General features: G+C 64.3%; 20 protein-coding genes. 11 read left to right on the top strand and 9 right to left on the bottom strand.

What is annotated here, in order from left to right; genetic code table 11:
* The first annotated feature begins 94 nt into the window (after positions 1 to 94).
* Positions 95 to 394 carry a putative quinol monooxygenase gene (locus ACO6VK_RS11045; RefSeq protein ID WP_422507083.1) on the top strand — a complete coding sequence of 100 codons (300 nt, stop codon included), beginning with the start codon at positions 95 to 97 and terminating at the stop codon, positions 392 to 394.
* A gap of 97 nt (positions 395 to 491) precedes the next feature.
* On the opposite strand, the gene ACO6VK_RS11050 is transcribed toward ACO6VK_RS11045, so the two are convergent.
* Positions 492 to 893 (bottom strand): hypothetical protein, encoded by a 402-nt coding sequence (locus ACO6VK_RS11050; protein WP_422507085.1) that lies wholly within the window; start codon positions 891 to 893, stop codon positions 492 to 494.
* An 87-nt stretch (positions 894 to 980) separates the two neighbouring features.
* Positions 981 to 1,430, bottom strand: coding sequence for a GNAT family N-acetyltransferase (locus ACO6VK_RS11055; protein ID WP_422507087.1), 450 nt, complete (start codon positions 1,428 to 1,430; stop codon positions 981 to 983).
* 222 nt (positions 1,431 to 1,652) lie between these two features.
* On the opposite strand from ACO6VK_RS11055, the gene ACO6VK_RS11060 reads away from it, so the two are divergent.
* The 8 genes from ACO6VK_RS11060 to ACO6VK_RS11095 all read left to right on the top strand — a co-directional run bounded on the left by ACO6VK_RS11060 (position 1,653) and on the right by ACO6VK_RS11095 (position 9,055).
* Positions 1,653 to 2,216, top strand: coding sequence for a fasciclin domain-containing protein (locus ACO6VK_RS11060; protein WP_422507089.1), 564 nt, complete (start codon positions 1,653 to 1,655; stop codon positions 2,214 to 2,216).
* Positions 2,217 to 2,356: 140 nt separating this feature from the next.
* Positions 2,357 to 3,304 carry a hypothetical protein gene (locus ACO6VK_RS11065; RefSeq protein WP_422507236.1) on the top strand — a complete coding sequence of 316 codons (948 nt, stop codon included), beginning with the start codon at positions 2,357 to 2,359 and terminating at the stop codon, positions 3,302 to 3,304.
* A gap of 388 nt (positions 3,305 to 3,692) precedes the next feature.
* Positions 3,693 to 4,940: an arsenic transporter gene (locus tag ACO6VK_RS11070; protein ID WP_422507091.1), complete on the top strand. Its 1,248-nt coding sequence runs from the start codon at positions 3,693 to 3,695 to the stop codon at positions 4,938 to 4,940.
* Between the two features lie 389 nt (positions 4,941 to 5,329).
* Entirely contained in the window at positions 5,330 to 6,166 is an 837-nt protein-coding gene (locus tag ACO6VK_RS11075) for a pentapeptide repeat-containing protein (protein WP_422507093.1), read from the top strand.
* Positions 6,166 to 6,792, top strand: a complete 627-nt coding sequence (locus ACO6VK_RS11080; RefSeq protein WP_422507095.1) for a nucleotidyltransferase domain-containing protein — start codon at positions 6,166 to 6,168, stop codon at positions 6,790 to 6,792. Before ACO6VK_RS11075 ends, ACO6VK_RS11080 begins: the two co-directional genes overlap by 1 nt.
* Entirely contained in the window at positions 6,789 to 7,109 is a 321-nt protein-coding gene (locus ACO6VK_RS11085) for a hypothetical protein (RefSeq protein WP_422507097.1), read from the top strand. Before ACO6VK_RS11080 ends, ACO6VK_RS11085 begins: the two co-directional genes overlap by 4 nt.
* Before the next feature lie 96 nt (positions 7,110 to 7,205).
* On the top strand, positions 7,206 to 7,481 hold the full coding sequence (locus tag ACO6VK_RS11090) for a hypothetical protein (RefSeq protein WP_422507099.1): 276 nt from the start codon (positions 7,206 to 7,208) through the stop codon (positions 7,479 to 7,481).
* 353 nt (positions 7,482 to 7,834) lie between these two features.
* Positions 7,835 to 9,055: a site-specific integrase gene (locus ACO6VK_RS11095; RefSeq protein WP_422507101.1), complete on the top strand. Its 1,221-nt coding sequence runs from the start codon at positions 7,835 to 7,837 to the stop codon at positions 9,053 to 9,055.
* Positions 9,056 to 9,329: 274 nt separating this feature from the next.
* Here ACO6VK_RS11095 and ACO6VK_RS11100 read toward each other — a convergent pair whose 3' ends face one another.
* Positions 9,330 to 9,623: a hypothetical protein gene (locus ACO6VK_RS11100; protein ID WP_422507103.1), complete on the bottom strand. Its 294-nt coding sequence runs from the start codon at positions 9,621 to 9,623 to the stop codon at positions 9,330 to 9,332.
* 286 nt (positions 9,624 to 9,909) lie between these two features.
* Between ACO6VK_RS11100 and ACO6VK_RS11105 the strand changes: the two genes are divergently transcribed.
* Together ACO6VK_RS11105 and ACO6VK_RS11110 are read left to right on the top strand one after the other, a co-directional pair.
* A complete protein-coding gene (locus tag ACO6VK_RS11105) occupies positions 9,910 to 10,575 on the top strand; it encodes an SOS response-associated peptidase (RefSeq protein ID WP_422507105.1) in 666 nt (221 codons plus the stop codon).
* A gap of 90 nt (positions 10,576 to 10,665) precedes the next feature.
* Complete coding sequence (locus ACO6VK_RS11110; protein ID WP_422507107.1) at positions 10,666 to 11,103, top strand: hypothetical protein; 438 nt, start codon at positions 10,666 to 10,668, stop codon at positions 11,101 to 11,103.
* Here ACO6VK_RS11110 and ACO6VK_RS11115 read toward each other — a convergent pair.
* The 6 genes from ACO6VK_RS11115 to ACO6VK_RS11140 form a co-directional block, all read right to left on the bottom strand.
* Entirely contained in the window at positions 11,100 to 11,837 is a 738-nt protein-coding gene (locus tag ACO6VK_RS11115) for a hypothetical protein (RefSeq protein WP_422507109.1), read from the bottom strand. The genes ACO6VK_RS11110 and ACO6VK_RS11115 overlap by 4 nt on opposite strands.
* A gap of 299 nt (positions 11,838 to 12,136) precedes the next feature.
* The gene (locus ACO6VK_RS11120) at positions 12,137 to 15,763 is read right to left on the bottom strand and encodes a phage tail protein (protein ID WP_422507111.1); all 3,627 of its coding nucleotides are present in this window, start codon (positions 15,761 to 15,763) and stop codon (positions 12,137 to 12,139) included.
* Positions 15,760 to 16,362, bottom strand: coding sequence for a tail assembly protein (locus ACO6VK_RS11125; protein ID WP_422507113.1), 603 nt, complete (start codon positions 16,360 to 16,362; stop codon positions 15,760 to 15,762). The genes ACO6VK_RS11120 and ACO6VK_RS11125 overlap by 4 nt, the downstream gene beginning before the upstream one ends.
* The gene (locus tag ACO6VK_RS11130) at positions 16,355 to 17,095 is read right to left on the bottom strand and encodes a C40 family peptidase (RefSeq protein WP_422507115.1); all 741 of its coding nucleotides are present in this window, start codon (positions 17,093 to 17,095) and stop codon (positions 16,355 to 16,357) included. Before ACO6VK_RS11130 ends, ACO6VK_RS11125 begins: the two co-directional genes overlap by 8 nt.
* 207 nt (positions 17,096 to 17,302) lie before the next feature.
* Positions 17,303 to 17,998, bottom strand: a complete 696-nt coding sequence (locus tag ACO6VK_RS11135) for a phage minor tail protein L (protein WP_422507117.1) — start codon at positions 17,996 to 17,998, stop codon at positions 17,303 to 17,305.
* A complete protein-coding gene (locus ACO6VK_RS11140) occupies positions 17,995 to 18,711 on the bottom strand; it encodes a hypothetical protein (RefSeq protein ID WP_422507119.1) in 717 nt (238 codons plus the stop codon). The genes ACO6VK_RS11135 and ACO6VK_RS11140 overlap by 4 nt, the downstream gene beginning before the upstream one ends.

Genomic DNA, 18,711 nt, shown 5'->3' on the forward strand with positions numbered 1-18,711 from the left:
ATACCGCAGCGTCGCCCGCCCCTCAATGCGGCGGGCGTTGACCTGTGCCGCCCGCATGCCCAGCATGGGCACCTGACCTGTTTCGGAGTGCACCATGTACGGATTGATCGGCAAGATGAAGACTGCGGCCGGCGAGCGCGATCGGGTGATCGCGCTCCTGCTGGACGGGACCGCCGCCATGCCCGGCTGCCTGAGCTACGTGGTCGCCACCGATCCCGCCGATCCGGACGCGATCTGGATCACCGAGGCGTGGGAAAGCGCCGAGCTGCACCGCGCCTCGCTTGCCCTGCCGGCCGTACAGGCCACCATCGCCCAGGCGCGGCCGATGATCACCGGCTTCGGCGAGCGCTTCGAGACCGCACCCGTCGGCGGGCACGGTCTGGTCACGGGCTGACGCGAGGCCGAGGAACGGCTGCGCAGGCCCCGCGCATCGTCGAGGTGCCGCGCCGGGCGCGGCGGGAGCGTCCGGCCGAGCCTGTCGTTGCCGCGCACTAACGCGTCAGCCAATCCACGATCAGGCCAGGCAGGAACACCATCGCGGCGACGACGGCCCCGAGTGCCAGCACCGCCTTCCACGTCAGCGGACGGCGCCGGGCCGAGCTGAAATGCAGCTGCAGATCGCGCAGCTCCGATGCCAGCGCGTACTGTTCGGCGGCCGTGCCAACCGCCCCCGCCCCCGCCGCCGCCAGCCGCTCCAGTTCACGGCAGCGTGCCATCGCCTCGCGTGCAGGCGTCTTCAGCAGAATCCGATGACGGATCTCGACCAGTTGCGAGGTGAGCGGCATCAAGGCCGTCGCGTAGCGGTCGGCCGGTGTCTGCTGCGCTGCCAACCGCGCCGCCTCCACATCGATTGCGTACTGCAGCGCATCGCGCTCGGCACGCAATTGGTTCAATGACGGTCCGCCCACACGCATCGCACGCTCCCCACGCGGTTGATCCCGCCCCCCGGCGGCTCGCCCATTCTAGGGCCGTGCCAGCGATCAGGGATGGAAGGCGTACACGAAGAAGTCGTCATCGCGCGCCCAGCCCAACCCTTCGTAGAGCTTCTGCGCGGGTATGTTGGTCCGCGCGGTCTGCAATTCCAGCCGGCCCGCGCCCCGTCGGCGCGCCTCCTCGACCGCCGCCAGCATCAACGCCCGTGCAGCCCCCTGCCGCCGCGCCGCGTGTGCGATGTACAGGTCGTACAGCACAAAGCTGCGCACGGCACTGACGGAGTCGAACAGGGGATAGAGCTGGGTGAACCCGACGAGCGCGCCCGATGCATCCACGGCAACCAGCACCAGCGAAGATCCCTCTTCCAGGCGTTCGCGCATGAACGCCGTCGCCAGCGGCAGATCGGCAGGCTGCGCGTAGAACTGCCGGTAGGCATCGAACAGCGGCGCCACCTGCGGCAGGTCCGAAGGCGTTGCGATGCGGATGTCCAGTGCCATTGAAACGCTCCTTGTGTGCTGCGCTGTTGGTTGCCGAGGTGAATCCGGTGCGGCGGAGGGTACGCGCCGCCGCGTGGAGACCGTGTTGTCCCACCCCTCGGGAGCGAAGGAAGCTGAATGCGCCTGTGTAAATAGTTGCTCCGGCGTGCATCCGCGCGTCTGCCCGCCGCGTACCTGTCAGTACCCCTCACCCCGAGGGCACACCCGATCAGGAGAAGCACCATGCACGCTCTTCTTCAACGCGTCGCCGTCGCAGCCAGCTTTGCCGTCCTCGGCACCACCGCCTCGCTCAGCTTTGCCGCCGATACCGTCATGGTCGGGGGCGCAGCGATGTACCCGACGAAGACCATCGTTGAGAACGCCATCAACTCCAAGGATCACACCACCCTGGTTGCCGCCGTGAAGGCCGCCGGTCTGGTGGATACCCTCAACGGCAAAGGCCCCTTCACCGTCTTCGCGCCCACCAACGCCGCCTTCGACAAACTGCCGGCCGGCACCGTCGATACCCTGATCAAACCCGAGCACAAGGCCGACCTGACCAAGATCCTCACCTATCACGTCGTCCCCGGCACCTATACCTCCATGCAGCTGACCGCCGACGCCAAAAAGCACGGCGGCACGGCAACCCTCAAGACCGTTCAAGGCGAACCGCTGACCATCAAACTGCATGACGGCAAGCTCTGGGTGGTGGATGCCAAGGGCGGCAAGGCGGCAATCAGCATCGCCGACGTCACCCAGTCCAACGGCGTCATCCACGTGGTGGACAGCGTGCTGATGCCGAAGTAACCGCGCGGCCGGGCGGGCATTCAGGGGAATGCCCGCTGCGGGTCGGTGCTGTTGCCGAGCTGCCGCCCTCTAAACCTTCCCGGCGCCTGCTGCATCCAACGGTGGATACCCACTGGAAGGCGACCGACATGAAGGCATGGATGTGGATGCTCGTGGCATTTCTTGCAGCGGGCACGGTGCCGGCGGCTGCGGCCGCCACGCCGCTGGTCGAGACACGCGACATCGCGAACTTCTGGATCGCCCACGACGCCATCCGCGCCGAAAGCGATCCGGCACGCAAGAAGCAGCTGATCAACACGCTCTACATCGACAAGGGCACGCCCGGCCTGCACGCCCTGATGCAGGCGCGCGGCTACACCGACGATCAGTACGTCGCGGCGATCAATGACTGGCCGCGCTACTGGGCCTCGGTGCGCTCGCTGACCGGTCGTGCCTTCGCCGCCACCGCCGCGCTCGAAGCGGACCTGACCGTACTCAAACGCCTGTATCCCGCCCTGCGCCCGGCCAGCATCACCTACGCCATCGGCGTGCTGCGCACCGGCGGCACCACGCTGGACGACAAGGTATTGATCGGTGCCGAGCTCGCCCTGGGCGACGACAGCGTCGATGTTTCAGAGCTTCCCGCGCCCCTGCAGACGCGGCTGCGCACCTTCTATGCCTCGCAGCCGTTCCACAACAACGGGCAGAACAACATCCACGAGTACATCCACACCCAGCAGGTCGACGCCGGCGATACCCTCGCCCAGTACGCACTGCGCGAAGGCGTGGCGGAGCTGGTCGCCGAGCTGGTCACCGGCAAGAAGCCCGATCTGCCGCTGTACGTGTACGGGCCCGCACACGAGGCCGAGCTGAAGGTGCGGTTCCAGGCCGACCGGCGCGGCAACGACTACCGCGACTGGCTGTACAACAGCAGCAACAACCGATTCGGGGTCAGCGACCTGGGGTACTACGTGGGCTACCGGATCGCAGGCGCGTACTACGCCGCACAGCCGGACAAGACCAAGGCGATCGCTGACTTGCTGGAGCTGCGGTATGACGATGTGGCTGCGGTGGATGCGGTGATCGAGCGGTCGGGGTATCTGCGCTGATTGATGATCGCGGTGACGGGCGGTCATCAGCGCGTGGGTGCCCCGCCGTCGGGTGGCGAGGTCATCAGCCACCGCATGTGCAGCCTATGGAATGCGCAGGTGTCCGGCGACTGTATGCCTCGCAGCGCGTGCCCGGGTTGATGTGGTTCTCGCCGGCATTCCCACACCCTGCCAACCTCAATCTGGCCTGCCCTCGTAACCATGCCGAGTGGTGCCGCAGCTGAGTCCGGCCCTGCCCGGGCGAACCGGCTGCGGCGCGGTGGCGCGCCGCGGCTGCCGGGCGGGGCGCCGGGTATGATGTCGCCTTGCGGGCGTGCGCAGACGCAGCGGCCACGCGATCAACAACGCTGCCCTCCGACGCTGGCCATTGAGCCCCCCTGAGCAATCGATGCAGATCTCCACCCCGTCCCTGCTGATCTGGATCGTCACCGCCGTTGCCACCTGCGGCGTCATCTTTCGCCCCTGGCGGGTACCCGAGTACGCCTGGGCACTGGGGGCGGCTGCGCTGCTGACGGCTACCGGGCTGCTGCCATTGAATACCGCCATCGCCGCCGTGGCCGAGGGAGGCGACGTCTACCTGTTCCTGATCGGCATGATGGTGCTGGCGGAACTGGCACGGCAGGAAGGTCTCTTCGACTGGCTCGCGGCGTATGCGGTGGGGCACGCCAAAGGCTCGGGGCAGCGCTTGTTCGATCTGGTGTTCTTGGTGGGCACGCTGGTGACGATCTTCCTCTCCAACGACGCCACGGCCGTCGTGCTGACGCCGGCGGTCTATGCAGCCTGCAAGGCGGCACGGGCCAATCCGCTGCCCTACCTGTTCATCTGCGCCTTCGTGGCCAACGCGGCCAGCTTCGTGCTGCCCATCTCCAACCCCGCCAACCTGGTCGTCTACGGCAGCCACATGCCGTCCCTGCCGGAATGGCTGCGGCAGTTCACCCTCCCGTCGCTGGCGGCGATCGGCATGACGTATCTGGTGCTGCGCCTGGCCCACCGGCGCCAGCTTGCACAGCCGCTGGCCGTGCTGACGGAGCAGGCGGCGCTGTCCGACGGTGGACGCCTGTGCGCGATCGGGATCGCCTTCACGGGCAGCGTGCTGCTCGTCACCTCCGCCATGAATGGACCGCTCGGGCTCACCACGTTCTGCGCCGGCGCGGCCACCCTCGCGGCCATCCGCGTGCGGCAGCGCCTCAGCCCCCTGCCGGTCCTCCGGCACGTGTCGTGGGGTGTGTTGCCGCTGGTTGCCGGGCTGTTCGTCCTGGTGGAAGCCGTGGCACAGACGGGGGTGATCGAAATGGCTGCCCGCGCCTTGGAGACTCTCGCGCACCGCTCTCCAACCGAGGCCAGCTGGGCGGCGGGCATCGCAGCGGCCGTGCTGAGCAATCTCGCCAACAACCTGCCCGTCGGGCTCGTGGCCGGCTCGGTGGGCCACATCGCCGACGTGCCCGCGCAGACCCGCGCCGCCCTGTTGATCGGCGTCGATCTGGGGCCGAACCTGTCAGTCACGGGGTCGCTCGCCACCATGCTCTGGCTGGTCGCCCTGCGGCGGGAAGGCGAGCACGTCAGCGGGCTCAGCTTCCTGCGCCTGGGCATCTTGATGATGCCTCCGGCGTTGGTTGCGGCGTTGCTGCTGCTGTAACGGCCGCGGTGGCGGGGCTACTGGAATGCCTCACAGCGTCTCTGACAAGGCCAGCACGTTGGCGGCGACGTGTGGATAGCCGTCCACCGCATGATCGTGGCTCGAGTTCCGGGCGATCTGGCGGAAGCCTACTAGGGAGGTTTGGGCGCATGCCGCGACGCAGGGAGGCTGATTCAAAGCTATAGCGCTGTGACTCTGTGCCTGAGTTGGCAGCAACGATGTCAAGTGAGAGATTCTTCTGCTCGAATGGAAGGATGCGCGCCGCTCACTTGCGCATAGAAACCGGGAGCCCATCAAGTATATTTCCATCTAACGATTCGGCCATCTCCCGGCCAAGCATCGACTGCGACCATCTTACCGACCAAGCACCCATTTGGGAGGCAAACTAAATGCCCCGCATCAAAGAGCAAAATTCAATCCTTAGTGAAAGTAACAAGTTTGAACTGAAGGACAAGAAGTTCATCAGCAGTGTTTCAAATGCCCAGCAAACCAATGTTCAGTTCGTTAGACTGATCGCAAAGGGAATCAGCTTCACGAATGTTGATTTTAGCTACTGCGCATTCGACGCGTGCTACTTGCGCAACTGCAGATTTGATTCTTGCAACTTCACAGGATGCCGGTTTATCGGCACCAACCTTCATGGATCCAGCTTCAGCGGTTGCAACTTCCAATACGCAATCTTTGAAAGGACAGACATTGACAACGACGTTCTTTCAACAGGCTGCCCGAACGGCGAGAACCTCAAGATAAGATTTGCCCGCACACTGCGCATGAACTACCAACAGCTTGGTGACGCCGAATCGGTAAACAAGGCGATCAAGGTCGAGCTAGCCGCCACGGAGGAGCATCTACTCAAGGCATGGCGATCTGGCGAAGCTTACTATCGCAGAAAGTACAGATCTTGGAAACGTGTCGAACAGTTCTTGAGATGGAGTAACTTCAAGTTGCTAGACTTGGTGTGGGGTAACGGTGAAAGCACATGGAAGCTAGCCCGCGCGGTCTTCGTCATTTTTTTCTTAATGACGCTCTTCGACGTCTTCACCTATCGAGACAGGTCGCTAGTCAGTAGCTACTGGAGTGCATTCCTGAGCGCGCCCCAGGTCTTCTTGGGGACCAGTGCCCCACCCCACTTTCCTTCGAGCTACATCGCATCCGTAACTTTTGTTCGCCTTGTGCTCTTTGGCTTTTTCATGGCCATCATCGTAAAGCGCTTTAATCGACGCTAATGACGCATATCTACGCTTTTGGATCAGTTTGCAGAGGCGAGGTCACTCCCGAGTCTGACGTCGACCTTTTGGCATTGACGGCTGGCGCTGACTCTAGATTCAACCCCGACATCTACTCTGTCTACTCATATGGCCGGATGGCTGAGATCTGGCGGATGGGCACTCCGTTCGCCTGGCACCTCTTCTTGGAGGCTCGTCTTCTTCACTCGCTCGACAGTTCTGACTACCTGCGCGGGCTTGGGAGCCCGGCCGCATACCTAGCTGCTACTGAGGATTGTCAAAGATTTTTAGAATTGTTTCAGAAATCGGCGAAGTCAATTCGAGCAGGTTCAAACAGCGTAGTCTTTGAGCTGTCTAACATTTTCCTTGCGATCCGCAATGTGGCCACGTGTTACTCACTTGGAGTTGGCGCGCCTGATTTTTCGCGCCACGCCGCGCGTCGGTTAGGGACAGAGGGATTGGACATCTCGGAGGAGACCTTCCTTACCCTAGAGCGAGCACGCCTGCTCTGCACACGCGGATTGGGCGAAAGCATCTCACCGGACCTCGCTAGATCCGCATTTACTCAGTTGGAATTGGTCGAAGACTGGATGCAAACCCTACTCACCTCGGTACGGAAACGATGAGTGAATTCAACAACAGAATCGACGCTCAACGCAGGATCTTATGCGTCGTGAACAGCCATTGCTGGCGGACTGAGGCGCTTTCTGGACTGTCCAATAGGGCCATCGACCGCTGGCTACTAGCAAACCAGATTAATCCAAACGCGCCCATTGCGTGTCTCATTCGAGCGTCCGGGCATGCACTGTTCTTCCTGGCAAATAAGAGCCAAGAGCAGATTACCGACGAATACAAACATCGATCGCAGGAGGTGAATGACCTCACAGAGGCCATTGCCGATGAACTCGCCACATTGAGTTCAGGGCATGCGTTCATCGTATAGACATCAACAGATTCCGTCCTAGTCCTCCGTGGGATGAACTGGCGATACGTCGCCGTGAGATTGGGAATCCTGAAGGCCGGCGCTTAAACATTCCGCTTGCACCAGAGCACCGTTTTCTGCTGGTTAACCGGCAACTCGATGGCCATGTCATCATTCGAGAGCGCTTGGCAGCGCTTCATCACCACTGCCATCCGCTTGGGCGTGATCGAGCAGCAGGATCGCCTCTCCCTGCACTGGCTGAAGCATCGCGGCGTCACAGATACCGTCGGCAACCAGGGCGACAAGCAGGATGCTGCCGGCCATCAGTCGCCGCCGACGACCGGTCGTTACGACTACGATCTTCCCGTCGTGAAACCTCCGCGACGGCGGTAATTCTTCCGACCATTGTTCCGCAAGCTCTTATCAGGCACTTCGGGGAAACCCTAAGTGCCTGATTTCTTTGGTGGGCCCACCAGGATTCGAACCTGGAACCAAAGGATTATGAGGCCCCTAGCGGGCCTCCACAGCCTTCCACAGAAGCTCACACCTTAAGCTAAGTGGTTGATTTTCTCAGGTTGTGAGACCACCAGCGCCCATCATCGTCCACCACTTTCCACGGACAAACGGTCACCGAGCGGTCACCAATGAGCACGATGAAGGGAATGCTTACTGCAAAGGCGCTGGCCGCGCTTCCAACGGGCGAGTGGGCTTCGGATCCCGCCCCGCGGGGTGTTGGATGTCTGGACGTGCGAAAGCTGGCCGGCGGGCAGCTGAAGTTCTACTACCGATACACGAAGCCTAACGGTCAACGCGACCGGATTGCGATCGGCACCGGCTGGGCATTGGCCGATGCGCGAGAGGCAGCAGCTGCGCTCTCCCGCCGCTACCAGAGCGGCGACCGCGACCTGCGACAAGCGATTGCGGATGAGGCCGCCGCAGCAGAGCGCGCCAAGGCAGCTGAAGCCGTCGCAACTGGGCGGCGGCAGAAGGCGACGCTTGGCGCGCTGATGAACGCCTACGTGGAAAGCCTGAAGGATGCCGGGAAGGTCAGCGCCGGCGGCGTCGAGAGAGCCGTGAAGCTGCATTTAGAACGAGCCTGGCCCGACCTCTGGGCGATGCCAGCGGCGCAGGTGGAGCTGGACGACCTCATCCCGGTCATGGCCCGCCTCATCAAGGCCGGGAAGCTGCGGGAGGCGGGCAAGATGCGCTCCTACCTGCGTGCGGCGTACGCTTCAGCAATCCGGGCAAAGCAGGACGCAGCGGCGCCCGACGCCCTGCGGGCGGTCAACCTTTCCCGCAACCCGGCTCACGACCTGGCCACGATCGACAGTGGCGCGCCACGAAACCATGCCCTCTCCATCGCGGACCTGCGAGCCTACTGGCGGCGGATCGCCGCAATGACCGACGCGCGCGGCGCCATGCTTCGCTTCCACCTGCTGCTGGGGGCCCAGCGCATCAAACAGATGGCACGCATGGTGGATGCAGACTATGACCGGGACCACGCATCCGTGCGGATCCTCGACATCAAGGGCCGGCGCAAGCGGCCTCGCCTCCACTTCGTGCCACTGATCGACCACAGCCTGGCCGCGCTCCAAGTCATGCGCGGTGAAGCGGATGGGCCCTACCTGTTCAGCATCACCGGCGGCCTGCGGCCGGTAACCTACGACGTCTTCCGCGGGGCGCTCGACAAGGTTGTGGACGACATGGCCGCCTGCGACGAGCTGGAGGGGCCGCGCTTCACGCCCGGCGATCTGCGGCGCACCGTCGAAACCCGCCTGGCGGCTGCCGGCTACTCCGAAGAGGTCCGGGGGCACGTCCAGTCCCACGGCCTCAGTGGCGTCCAGAAGCGGCACTACAACATGTACGAGTACGACGCGGAGAAGCGCGCCGCCATCGCCGCGCTCTACGATCTGTTGACCGGCAAAGCGGCAACGATCACGCCCATCCGCCTGAAGAAGGCAGTCTAGAACGGGAGGTCGTCCGGCGGGTCTGGCTCCGCTAGCCGCCACGCAGCGGCCTCGTGCCGGCCGGCCGCCTCACGCAACATGTTCGCCGCGCGGTGCCGGCGTGCCCGCGCGCGCCAACTGCCTGAGCGATCGCGCTCAAGCTCTGCCGCCCGCTGGTATTGCCGCGAGGCCTTGGCCTCAAGCTGGCTCCTGTCGCTCTGTGATCTTGCCATCCAGCCATGTTGGCACCCTGCTGTCGCGGTCGCTGCGACCTGGAGCCCGCCGGCCATCTCGCCTATGCGCCTGGAGGTGCGGCGTCCGGCGTTCCCACTGGCTTGATCGGGAACTTGGCGTCTGCGTACTTGGCCAGCACCTCGGTTCGCAGCCGATCCTGGTGTCGCTCAACCCACAGCTCGACCCCGATGATCCCGGTGTCGTAGCTCTGGCAGGGCCTTTTGTGCCGGCGCTCCCGCTGCACGTCCAGCTCGGCAAACCACAACCCGTTGTCCACCCGCTGGTGCAGCCTGGCAACCCACTGCCCCCGGTGCCGGATCACGTCCGGTCGGCAGTCTGGGTTCGGGAGGGACATCGCCCATTCGAAGTCATGAGGAAGCATGGCGGCAGGATACGAACCGGGGTCTCATGGTCTGCGACCAGTTGTTTCCGCTGCGCGAAGGGCGCCGGCGCGGCGCGGCTCAGGCGCCCCCGGGATGAGCGGCCAAAGGCCCCGGGTCCGGCAGGGATAGAATCCGCCACCGCGGCAAGGGCGGCCATTGGGGAACCGCCTGTCTGCGCGTCGGGCACGGCGGGCCCCGCCGGTCAGGGTGTAGGCCGTGCGAAGGTCAGGCGGGGCGGCGGGGAGTATCGTCCGGGCCATGTGCGGCCGATTCGTCCAGATCCCCATCCGCGACGCAGACGCGAGGCTGTTCCCCCAGCTCGTGGGCGACCTGCTGTCTATGCCGGCCAGCTACAACCTGGCCCCGACCCAGCGCGCATCGGTGATCCTTGACCGCGGCACGGGCCTGCAGCTCACCAGGCTGTCCTGGGGCCTCCTGCCCTTCTGGGCCAAGGCCAAGAAGCTCCAGGGCTCCACGATCAATGCCCGGATCGAGACCGTCGCGGAGAAGCCGGCGTTTCGCGCGGCATTCAAGAAGCGGCGGTGCCTGATCCCGATGGCCGGCTACTACGAGTGGTCGGTCAACGAAGAGGACGGGAAGAAGGACCCGTGGTTCATCCACGCGGCCACCCCGCTCTGGGCCGCCGGCCTCTGGGAAGACACCAGCCCCCTGCTGGACCCGGACAACCTCGGCACCTTCACCGTGATCACCGGCGACAGCAGCGGCGTGTCGGCGGACATCCACGACCGGATGCCGGTGTGGCTGGACCCCGGCCAGGCCGAAGAGTGGATCGCGGCCGACGCCGACGCGGCGATCGCGATGCTGCTGGCCAGCCAGCCGCCAGCGATGGAGGCGTATCGCGTCAGCCGCGCGGTGAACACGCCCCGAAACAACCACCCCGGCGTGCTGGACGCCGCCGCCTAACAGCCGTCCTCGCAGACCGACAGTTGTTCTCGGTCAGGCAGCTACGCGTTACGCTTCCCCATGTCCGCAGCACAACACATGGAGAGCGTCATGCGCGCACTGTTCGTAACCACCGCTTTGACCGCGGTACTCGCCGCAACGTCGTGCTCAACCGAGCCCGGCGTGATACATGCACGTACGGTGGATCTCCACCGGGAAGCGTCAGCAGATGGCGAACACCTGGATGCCTTCGTCGTTCGCATCGCTCCCAGGGCCATCGAGGCGTCGAAGGCCGCGCGCGCGACGATCTGCGGTCAGGTCGTGGAATCGAACGGGAGGTTCACGATCCAGATGAAGACCGATGGCTATTTCAGCGAGTGCACCCTGTCACAAGGCGCATCTCCCTACGTTCTGGTAAACGGCACCGCGAACGACGCGCGGGAGAACCACTTCTCCCAAGTGAACTGGCAGCGCGCGGGCTATCTTGTCACGCCCTGGTCGGTAAAGTATCAGGACGGCACCAGTAAGCGGCCGCGCACGGTGCGCTAGTAGTTGCGCATGTCCAGCACCAAGCCGGTCAGGTTGTTGTAACCCATCTGACCGGTTGGGGGAAATGGCGGCGATGGGCCGTCGCTGATATGCAACCTGGTGTTGATGAGCGTCACGCTGATCGTGCCATTCGTGTTCGTGCGCACTCCCACGACATAGCCAGCCGAATTGACCAGCCAGGACGGGCCGCCGCCTACCGGCCCACCGTCAACCCGGGTGTACAGTCCAGTATTGCAGATGCCGACTGCGTAGCCGCTGGCCAATGGCACGCCAACGTCCGAAGACCCAGTGCCCGCTGGCGCATTGATCATCTGCACCACGCGCATGTACTTGTAGCGCGAATCGAAGACCACTCGGTTGTTGGCTGGGTTGCGAATCCGAAGGCCCTGCGTGGTGATGAACTGCATCTGCGCGACGTCGGTGGTGTCGAACACCCAGTAGGTGAGGCTTGCGCCTACCACGTCGGTCACCAGCTCCCACCGAAACGTCGTTCCGACCTGAGTCTTGCTGGTTACGCCAACGAAGGCGCCAGAGCAGAAGACCGCGATGATAGGCTCATTGCAGCCTGCGAGCTCGACCGTTGCCTTCCCGACGGTCTTCCCGCCGTTTCCGGGCACTGTGTAGGACGTTGTCTGGATGGTGATGGGCCCGGCCTTCATGGCAAGGCACTCCCAGCTTGGGTCGATCTGAATCAGCGCTCCAGCACCACCGCGAATCCGCACCCCAGTAACCATGCCTCAGTACCTCCCATAGACCAGTACCCCACTTCGGTTGTAGAGCGGGTTGGCCGATACGTACGTCCACGTGATCGTGTTCCCGTCGTCGGACAGCCGCGGCGACGCGTTGTAGTCAGGCTGCGTCGAGGACGGGTTGAACCAGTAGAAGATCGGATTGGTCCCACTGGCTGGAACTGTAACCGAGCCGCTCACGCCCGCGTTCAGTTGAACCCGCCCCATGATGCGGGGAAGCCGAGTTGTGACGTCAACCAGGATCTCGCCGGTATTCGGGTTGCGCTGTCGGAAGCCCCTTGGCATCAGCTCAGCTCCCCGATTTCGATGAAGTCGATACCCGTGGTGTTGTCCCTCATGCGAATACCATAGGAGGGGTGTTCAGTGATGGTGAAGTTCTCACCACGGACGACACGTCCGCCATCCTTGTTGATCTCCCAGCGCGGCAGACCACTTCCGTTCGTCGAGCTGGAAGCGATTTGGTTCGCGATCATGGCATTCGTAATCCAGCCGTTTCCGATCAGCGCCTGGCTGATGAAGGTCTGCCCTCCCTGAATAACGAAGGGCGTCGTGACCTGGCCGTTGGCGATGTTGATCACCGCGAACCGGTCGGCCCGCACCAGGAACTGCGACTGGTAGGAACCGTCGGGCTGCTGCTCCACGCCGAGGCCCATGCCGGCCGCGTAGATCTGGCCACCGGCCGTAACCTGCGCACGCAGCGTGTAGGTGCTGGAGACCTTTCCATCCAGAGCGACTACAGACTGGCTGACCTGCTGCACCGTCGCATTGGTGCCGGCCAGGCTCGCGTTGGTGGTGTCGATACGGCTGGCCAGCGCGGAAAAGCCGGTGGTGCGTGCGGTCGTTTCGGCCTGCACCGCTGCATTCGCCTGTCCCAGTCCCACCTCCACCTGGTCGGTGCGCTGCGCCTGTGCGAGGCTCGCGTTGGCACTGACGCTCTGGATGGTGATCGTGCCGGCATACACGTTGGTATCACCGGCACCCCAATCGCCGTCACCGGCGCCCTGCGGTGTGATCTGCGCAGTGATGCCGGTGATCCGCTGGCCTTGGGCAGTCACCTTCCCGTCTACCACGTTGATCGCCTGGGTGTTCTGGTCGACCTGACTCAGCAGCGCCCCGTACCCAGCCATCCCTGCCCCGACGTCCTGCCAACTGCCACCGGGGGGCTGTTGGTTCCCCGGCGTAGGACTCGCCCAGCTGTAGGTTCGCCCGTCGCGCACCACGGTCTGGCCGTAGCTGTAGACTCCCTGGGCGCTCCACAGCACCGGCAGAAGTGGCTTCAGGCTGTCGATGGTGCTGATTTCCTGCAGCAAGCCCTGCCCGAGCGCGCTCTCGGTGATGCGACCGGAGAAGTACGTGTCGTAGTCGGTCTGGCTGCTGCTGGCCTCCCCAATGACGCCTGCGCCTGCCGGATACCACGGCCCAACGTTGCCGCTTCGATCCACGAGGCGGCCCCAGAAGTAGAACCTGGCGCCCGCGGACAACCCGTTGATCTGGTGCCGGGTCTGCGGATACGCGAAGTCGCCGAGCTTCGTGGCGACGGCTCGATCCGGCGTTGGGCCATGCCAAATCTCCGTGCGCTGGGTGTCCGTGGCGCCCACAGGGAATGCCCACGCCAGTGCGATAGCGAACACCTGGCTGGTGGTCGTCAGGGAGGTGAGCGCCGGCGGCGGCGTTGTCTTGCCGGTGATCGCCGTCAGGCTACTGGTGGCCGGGACCGAGACCGCGTTCAGGGCGTTCACCGCACGCACCCGCGCGAGGTACTGGCCAGCGTAGATGCCAGGGATCTCGATGCTGCTGGTGGCCACCCTGCCGGCACGCACCCAGTTGAGGTCATCGCGCCGCCATTCCACGTCGTAAGCGATCGCCTTGTCGGCGGCCTGCCACTGGATCGTCAGTACCGGCCCGGCGATGCCCTGGTCAATCACAACGTGGGACGAAAGCTGCACGTTGGTCGGCGGGGGCTGAACGCTGGGCGGGATGATGCTGATCGGCATCTGTTCCAGCCGGGTGCCGTCATCGATCGCGGCGAACTTTCCTGGCACGTGTTTCAGCGCGGTCACGAGGTAAGTGATGCCCTCGTCGCCGTTGATCGGGTTCTCCTTGATGCCCAACACGCGAAACTGCTGCAGTGCCAGGTCCGGGCTTTCCAACGCCCACACCGACTGCGGCACCGGCACCGACGACCAGGGCGCCGTGACCTTTACGGTGTTGCCCATCACCTGCTCCACCGTCCGTGCCTCGGACCGACCACTCGGCAGGGTCGCGCGCAAGGTGTCGCCTGGCGCAATCGCCTCCGGCACCTTATCGAGCACCAGGCTGTCGGTGCCAGCGCTCTTGATGCGCCCGCCGTTACGCCGCCCTGCGCGGTTGGAGTCTGCAACCTGGATGATGTCGCCCGGCAGGCAGTGCAGCGAGTCCAGCCCGACCACGAAGGAGACGGTCTCGGTCTCCAAATTCTCGGTGTAGAGGATGTGGTTTCCGATGCGCTGGGCCTGCGACTTGGAATCGCAGCCAACGGCAGTGACCTCGGTCTGTTGAACCCCATATCGCAGCACACCGGGCCGGTACGTTACTGGCTCAACCTTCTGCCGCCCGAAGTCGTCCGGATCCGTCCACGACACCAGGGCCACGGTGTGCCGCACTTTCTTGCCGCTGCCCTGGTAGCTGAAATCCCCTTTGCCCACGTTCGCTTGGGTGAACGTGAACACAGGGTCTGCAGGCATGTCTGCGGACGCCATCACCTGGCCGGCAGCGTAGAAGCTGATGGCACGGAACATCGATGCCATGTCCTGCAGCACCTTGTATGCGTCGGCGCGGGTCTGCATGTAAAGGCTGCATGTGAAGCGCGGCTCCATCCCACCTTGGCCGTCGCTCACGAGCTGGTCGCAGTACCGCGCGATCGGGTAAAGCCGCCACTTGTTCACCCAGTCCAAGGGGATTCGGTGACCGAGGCCGAACCGGTCATTCGTCACCATGTCGAAGAACGCCCAGACAGGGTTGTTCGTCCACGCCGATTTGAAGGTGCCGTCCCACGCACCGTTGGTAGTCCCCGGGCCGGTAGTAGCGTAGCTGCGGGTGAGCGGGTCGTAGTTCGCAGGCACGCGGACGATCCGCCCCCAGATCCGGTAGGACCTGGCTGGGGGCGTCTGGAACTGACTCGCATCGACCTCCACAGCGGCCAGCGCACAGTTTGGATACCGCAACTTGGCGTCGATGACCTCGGTCAACGACAGCACGTTCACCGTGTCCGAGACCGTGACGCTGTTGGCATTGGGTGTCAGCCGCCGGACACGCACCTGCCAATGGGAGCCGGCCGGAAGATCGATGCGATGGCTCCGCTCGTACTGGCTGGTGGTCTTGCCAGTGAACGCGGGGGTCAGCACCGTGGTGTATGCGCCACCGTCCGTGGAGAGATCGATCGCGTAGCTGATGCTGTAGCCGTTGGTATCGCCGTTCTCGGTGTTCACCTTCTGCAGCCCGGGAACCCCGAAGCGGATGCGCAGTGCCGACAGATCTGAGCCGCTCGCCGTTCGCACGACGGGCGACTCCCCGCGCAGTTCGACGTTGACACCGATTTCGTTCTCTACCGACGGAAAGCCAGCGATGTAGTCCTGGTCCTGCGTGCCCGAACGGATGTCGACCCGCACGCCCTGAAAGTTGAGCGACCCGTCAGCGTTGGCAATCGGTACCCGATCCAGATAGATGGACTGGTTGCCCGCGACAAGGCCGCGGATCTCACCCTCGCTCACCAGGTCGAGAATGCGCGCGCGCGAGATAGACCGCAGGCTGTCGGGCGTCTCCACCGGGGTTCGGGCGTTGCTGCCGCTCTTTCCGCCGGCGCCGACCACATCGCGGCACGCGGACGCCAGCTGCGAGAATGGAATGCGCACATACTGGCTGGCTTGGCTCACTGCTGATCCTCCGCGTAGATCCCGCCGCTGATCACCGCCGAGCCAACGAACATACCCTTCGTGTCGTGGCCACCGTAGGCGACCGGTACCGGCCCACCCTGCGCCTGAGTATTGACCGTGCCATCCATGCTGTAGCTCGGCGTGTTCTCCGGGCTCTCTTTGGCACCAAGCCCCTTGGGCGGCGAGGACAGCATTTGCACTACACCGCCAGCCATCATGCTGATGCCGAGATTGATGAAGGGCGTGCCGCTGACACCGGTGTAGGCATTCAGCACCACACCCACGACGACCAGCACCGCGCCCACGATGGTCTGCAGCACGCCGCCACGCTTCGAGCCGACCAGCACCGGTGCAATGCGAATATCGTCTTTCCCCGGCGGGTCATCTACCTGGTCCGAGCGCAGGTTCTGCCTGCCGATGAATACCGCGAACTCCATGCCCTTGGCCTTAGCATCCCGCATAAACTCGCGGAAGCCCGGCACCATCATGCTCAGCGCGAACGCGGCCTCTCGGGGGCTGTTCACCGCCAGCCGAAACTCGCGACCGAAGCGTGCGCCGAGCACGCCGTACAGCCGTACCGTCCGGACCCGCTCAGTCATGACGAACCTCGCGATGGCGCACGATGTAGCAGGTTCGCTCGGCCCACATGCCCCCGTAGGGCACGCGCTCGGATAGCCGCCCATGCATGTGGTGCAGCATCTGGCCATCGCCCAAGAGAATGCCCGCATGGTTGGGCACCGGTGAGCGGACCTGCATCAACACCATGTCGCCGCGGCGCGGCGCGGTGTCGACCAGCTCGAAGCCTTCGGCATGGAGCCGGTCAATGCTGTACAGGTCCTGCCCCTTCACCCACCAGTCGTCCTGGCGGTCGTACTGGTTCAGCAGCACGCCCAGTTCGCGCTCGTAGAAGTCGCGGACCAGTGTGTAGCAGTCCAGAATCCCGTGGGAAAACTGCCGGCCTATGAGCGGTGCGACGTAGCCGCACGGCTCGATACTTTGCAGGTCAGCGCATTCCGGCGCCTCGCCGGTTACCTGCCCAACACTGACGATATGCCACCGCACGCCGCTTACCTCGCACATGACGCGATCAGCGTCGGAGGGCGTTGCAGGTGCGTTCGGGTGGCTGTGCACGACTGCCAGCACCTCGCCGAGATCCTCGGCAGCCGCGTAGTCCTCCGCGGGCAACCGGAAGTGCTCGCTGGGTGTCGCCGCGACGTTGCGGCAGGCAACGTAGGCCTCACCGCCGGCCATAGCCACAATCAGTCCGCAGCACTCGCGCGGGTACTCGGCCACGGCGTGCGCCTGGATCGCCTGAAGGGTACTTTGTTGCATTGGGTCTCGCCCATAAAAAAGGCCCGCGCGGGGCAGGCCTTTGGATGAAGTGGCAGTGGCCGGAGCTGATCCCGGCATACGCAGAACCATCGGGACTCGAACCCGCAACTCGGGTTGATCCTGCGCGACGTAGGGGAATTTCACCCCCAAACCCAGAACTCACTGTCTGCGCGTCAGCGCGCGCGTGCACTGCCGTGGAAGATCGTGCTACGTGCGCAGCAGGCCAGCGGCCGGGAAGCCGCCATAGGGGAGCGGCTCGTTCAAGCCGAACCGGAGCTTGCAACTGCGCACGCGGCCGGCGCACTGGTCCAATGCAGGGTCCGCAGTGGGGTTGTCGTCGGCATCGGCCACTGCCGGACCGGTGTACCCGCAATAGGGCCCTCGGTAGCCACCGCGGATTAGCCAGCCGCACAGGCCGGCGATGATCTGCCGACCGGGCAGCTGCTCGCCGTTGAGGTCGATTGCAGTGGTCAACTCGAACTCGACGGCCTGCTTGTCCTCGGAGACCTTGCGTTCGATGAACCAAATCTCATCCGGGAAATGCTCGTTCGGGTCGGCCTCGGGGTTCCCATCTGGAAAGTTGGCCGCATCCAAGTACTTCACCAAGGTCTGCCTGCGAATGACGCGCGCGCCGACCAGGTCGTCGAAGATCTGGCACAGGACGCCAATCCGGCCGTCAAGGTTTCCTACGCGCAGGCGCGGCACGGGGGGTTGGTCGCTGGTTCGCTCGAAGCCAGTGGCATCGATGGGCCAGGCGCCGTACTCCTGCCCTTGCCACCAGATGACCCCGCTCTGCAGGTGCGCATGGAAGAACAACTGGTCTGCGCCGAAGCTGCTGGCGTCCAGCTCGAACACGGTGACCCTGCCGCCCGGTTCAAGCTGCTGGGTGTCGGCAGTGATCATTGGACAGCGGCCGGCGGCGGAGCTACCAGCGCCTCCAGCGCGGCGAGGCGCTGCTCCAAGAGCCGAATGCGGCGGGACTTCTGCTGGTGCGCTCGTACGGCCAGCGCGAGGATCTGCATCATGTCGACGTTCCGCGGCAACTGCTTCACCACTTTCTCGGCGCCCTCGCCCTCACCGACCTGGATCACCGTCTCCGTGCCTCCATCGGTCGCATCCGGATGAACGTCGTGAACGTTCTCGGACAGCAGTCCCACAAAGGTCTTGTTGATGTCTGCAAACTCGGGGCGGTACCGGTAGCTGACAACGACCAGCCGGTCCAGCTCAGCGTCCGCGTCCCCGGCGTAACCCTCCAGATAGTCTTTGACGTCGGCCGATGATGTGGGGTTGAACGAGGTTGCGGTGACGACACCGTTTCGGGTGACGTACATGGGCAAAGCGCCGCTCGGCGCGTAGTAGAGCTGGAAGATTCCGCCGCTGACGAACGAGAACCAGCGGCTCGCGGCGCCCTCGGTGCGATCGTCCCAAGCGACGGTGCCGCCCGCACCGGTGGCGACCCAGCCACCCGAAAAGTAGTTGCCAGCGGTCAGGGTCAGGCCGCTGGTGACGGAGTAGAGCTCGGAGAAGTTCGCATTGACCTTGCCGAAGGCGGTTGGCGCCGGATCGCCTGTGTAGCTGCCGTGGTTGGTCGTTGTGTCAATGTGCTGGCGCGCCAT

It is taken from the genome of Stenotrophomonas sp. GZD-301, assembly GCF_049310345.1.
Classification (GTDB): domain Bacteria; phylum Pseudomonadota; class Gammaproteobacteria; order Xanthomonadales; family Xanthomonadaceae; genus Stenotrophomonas.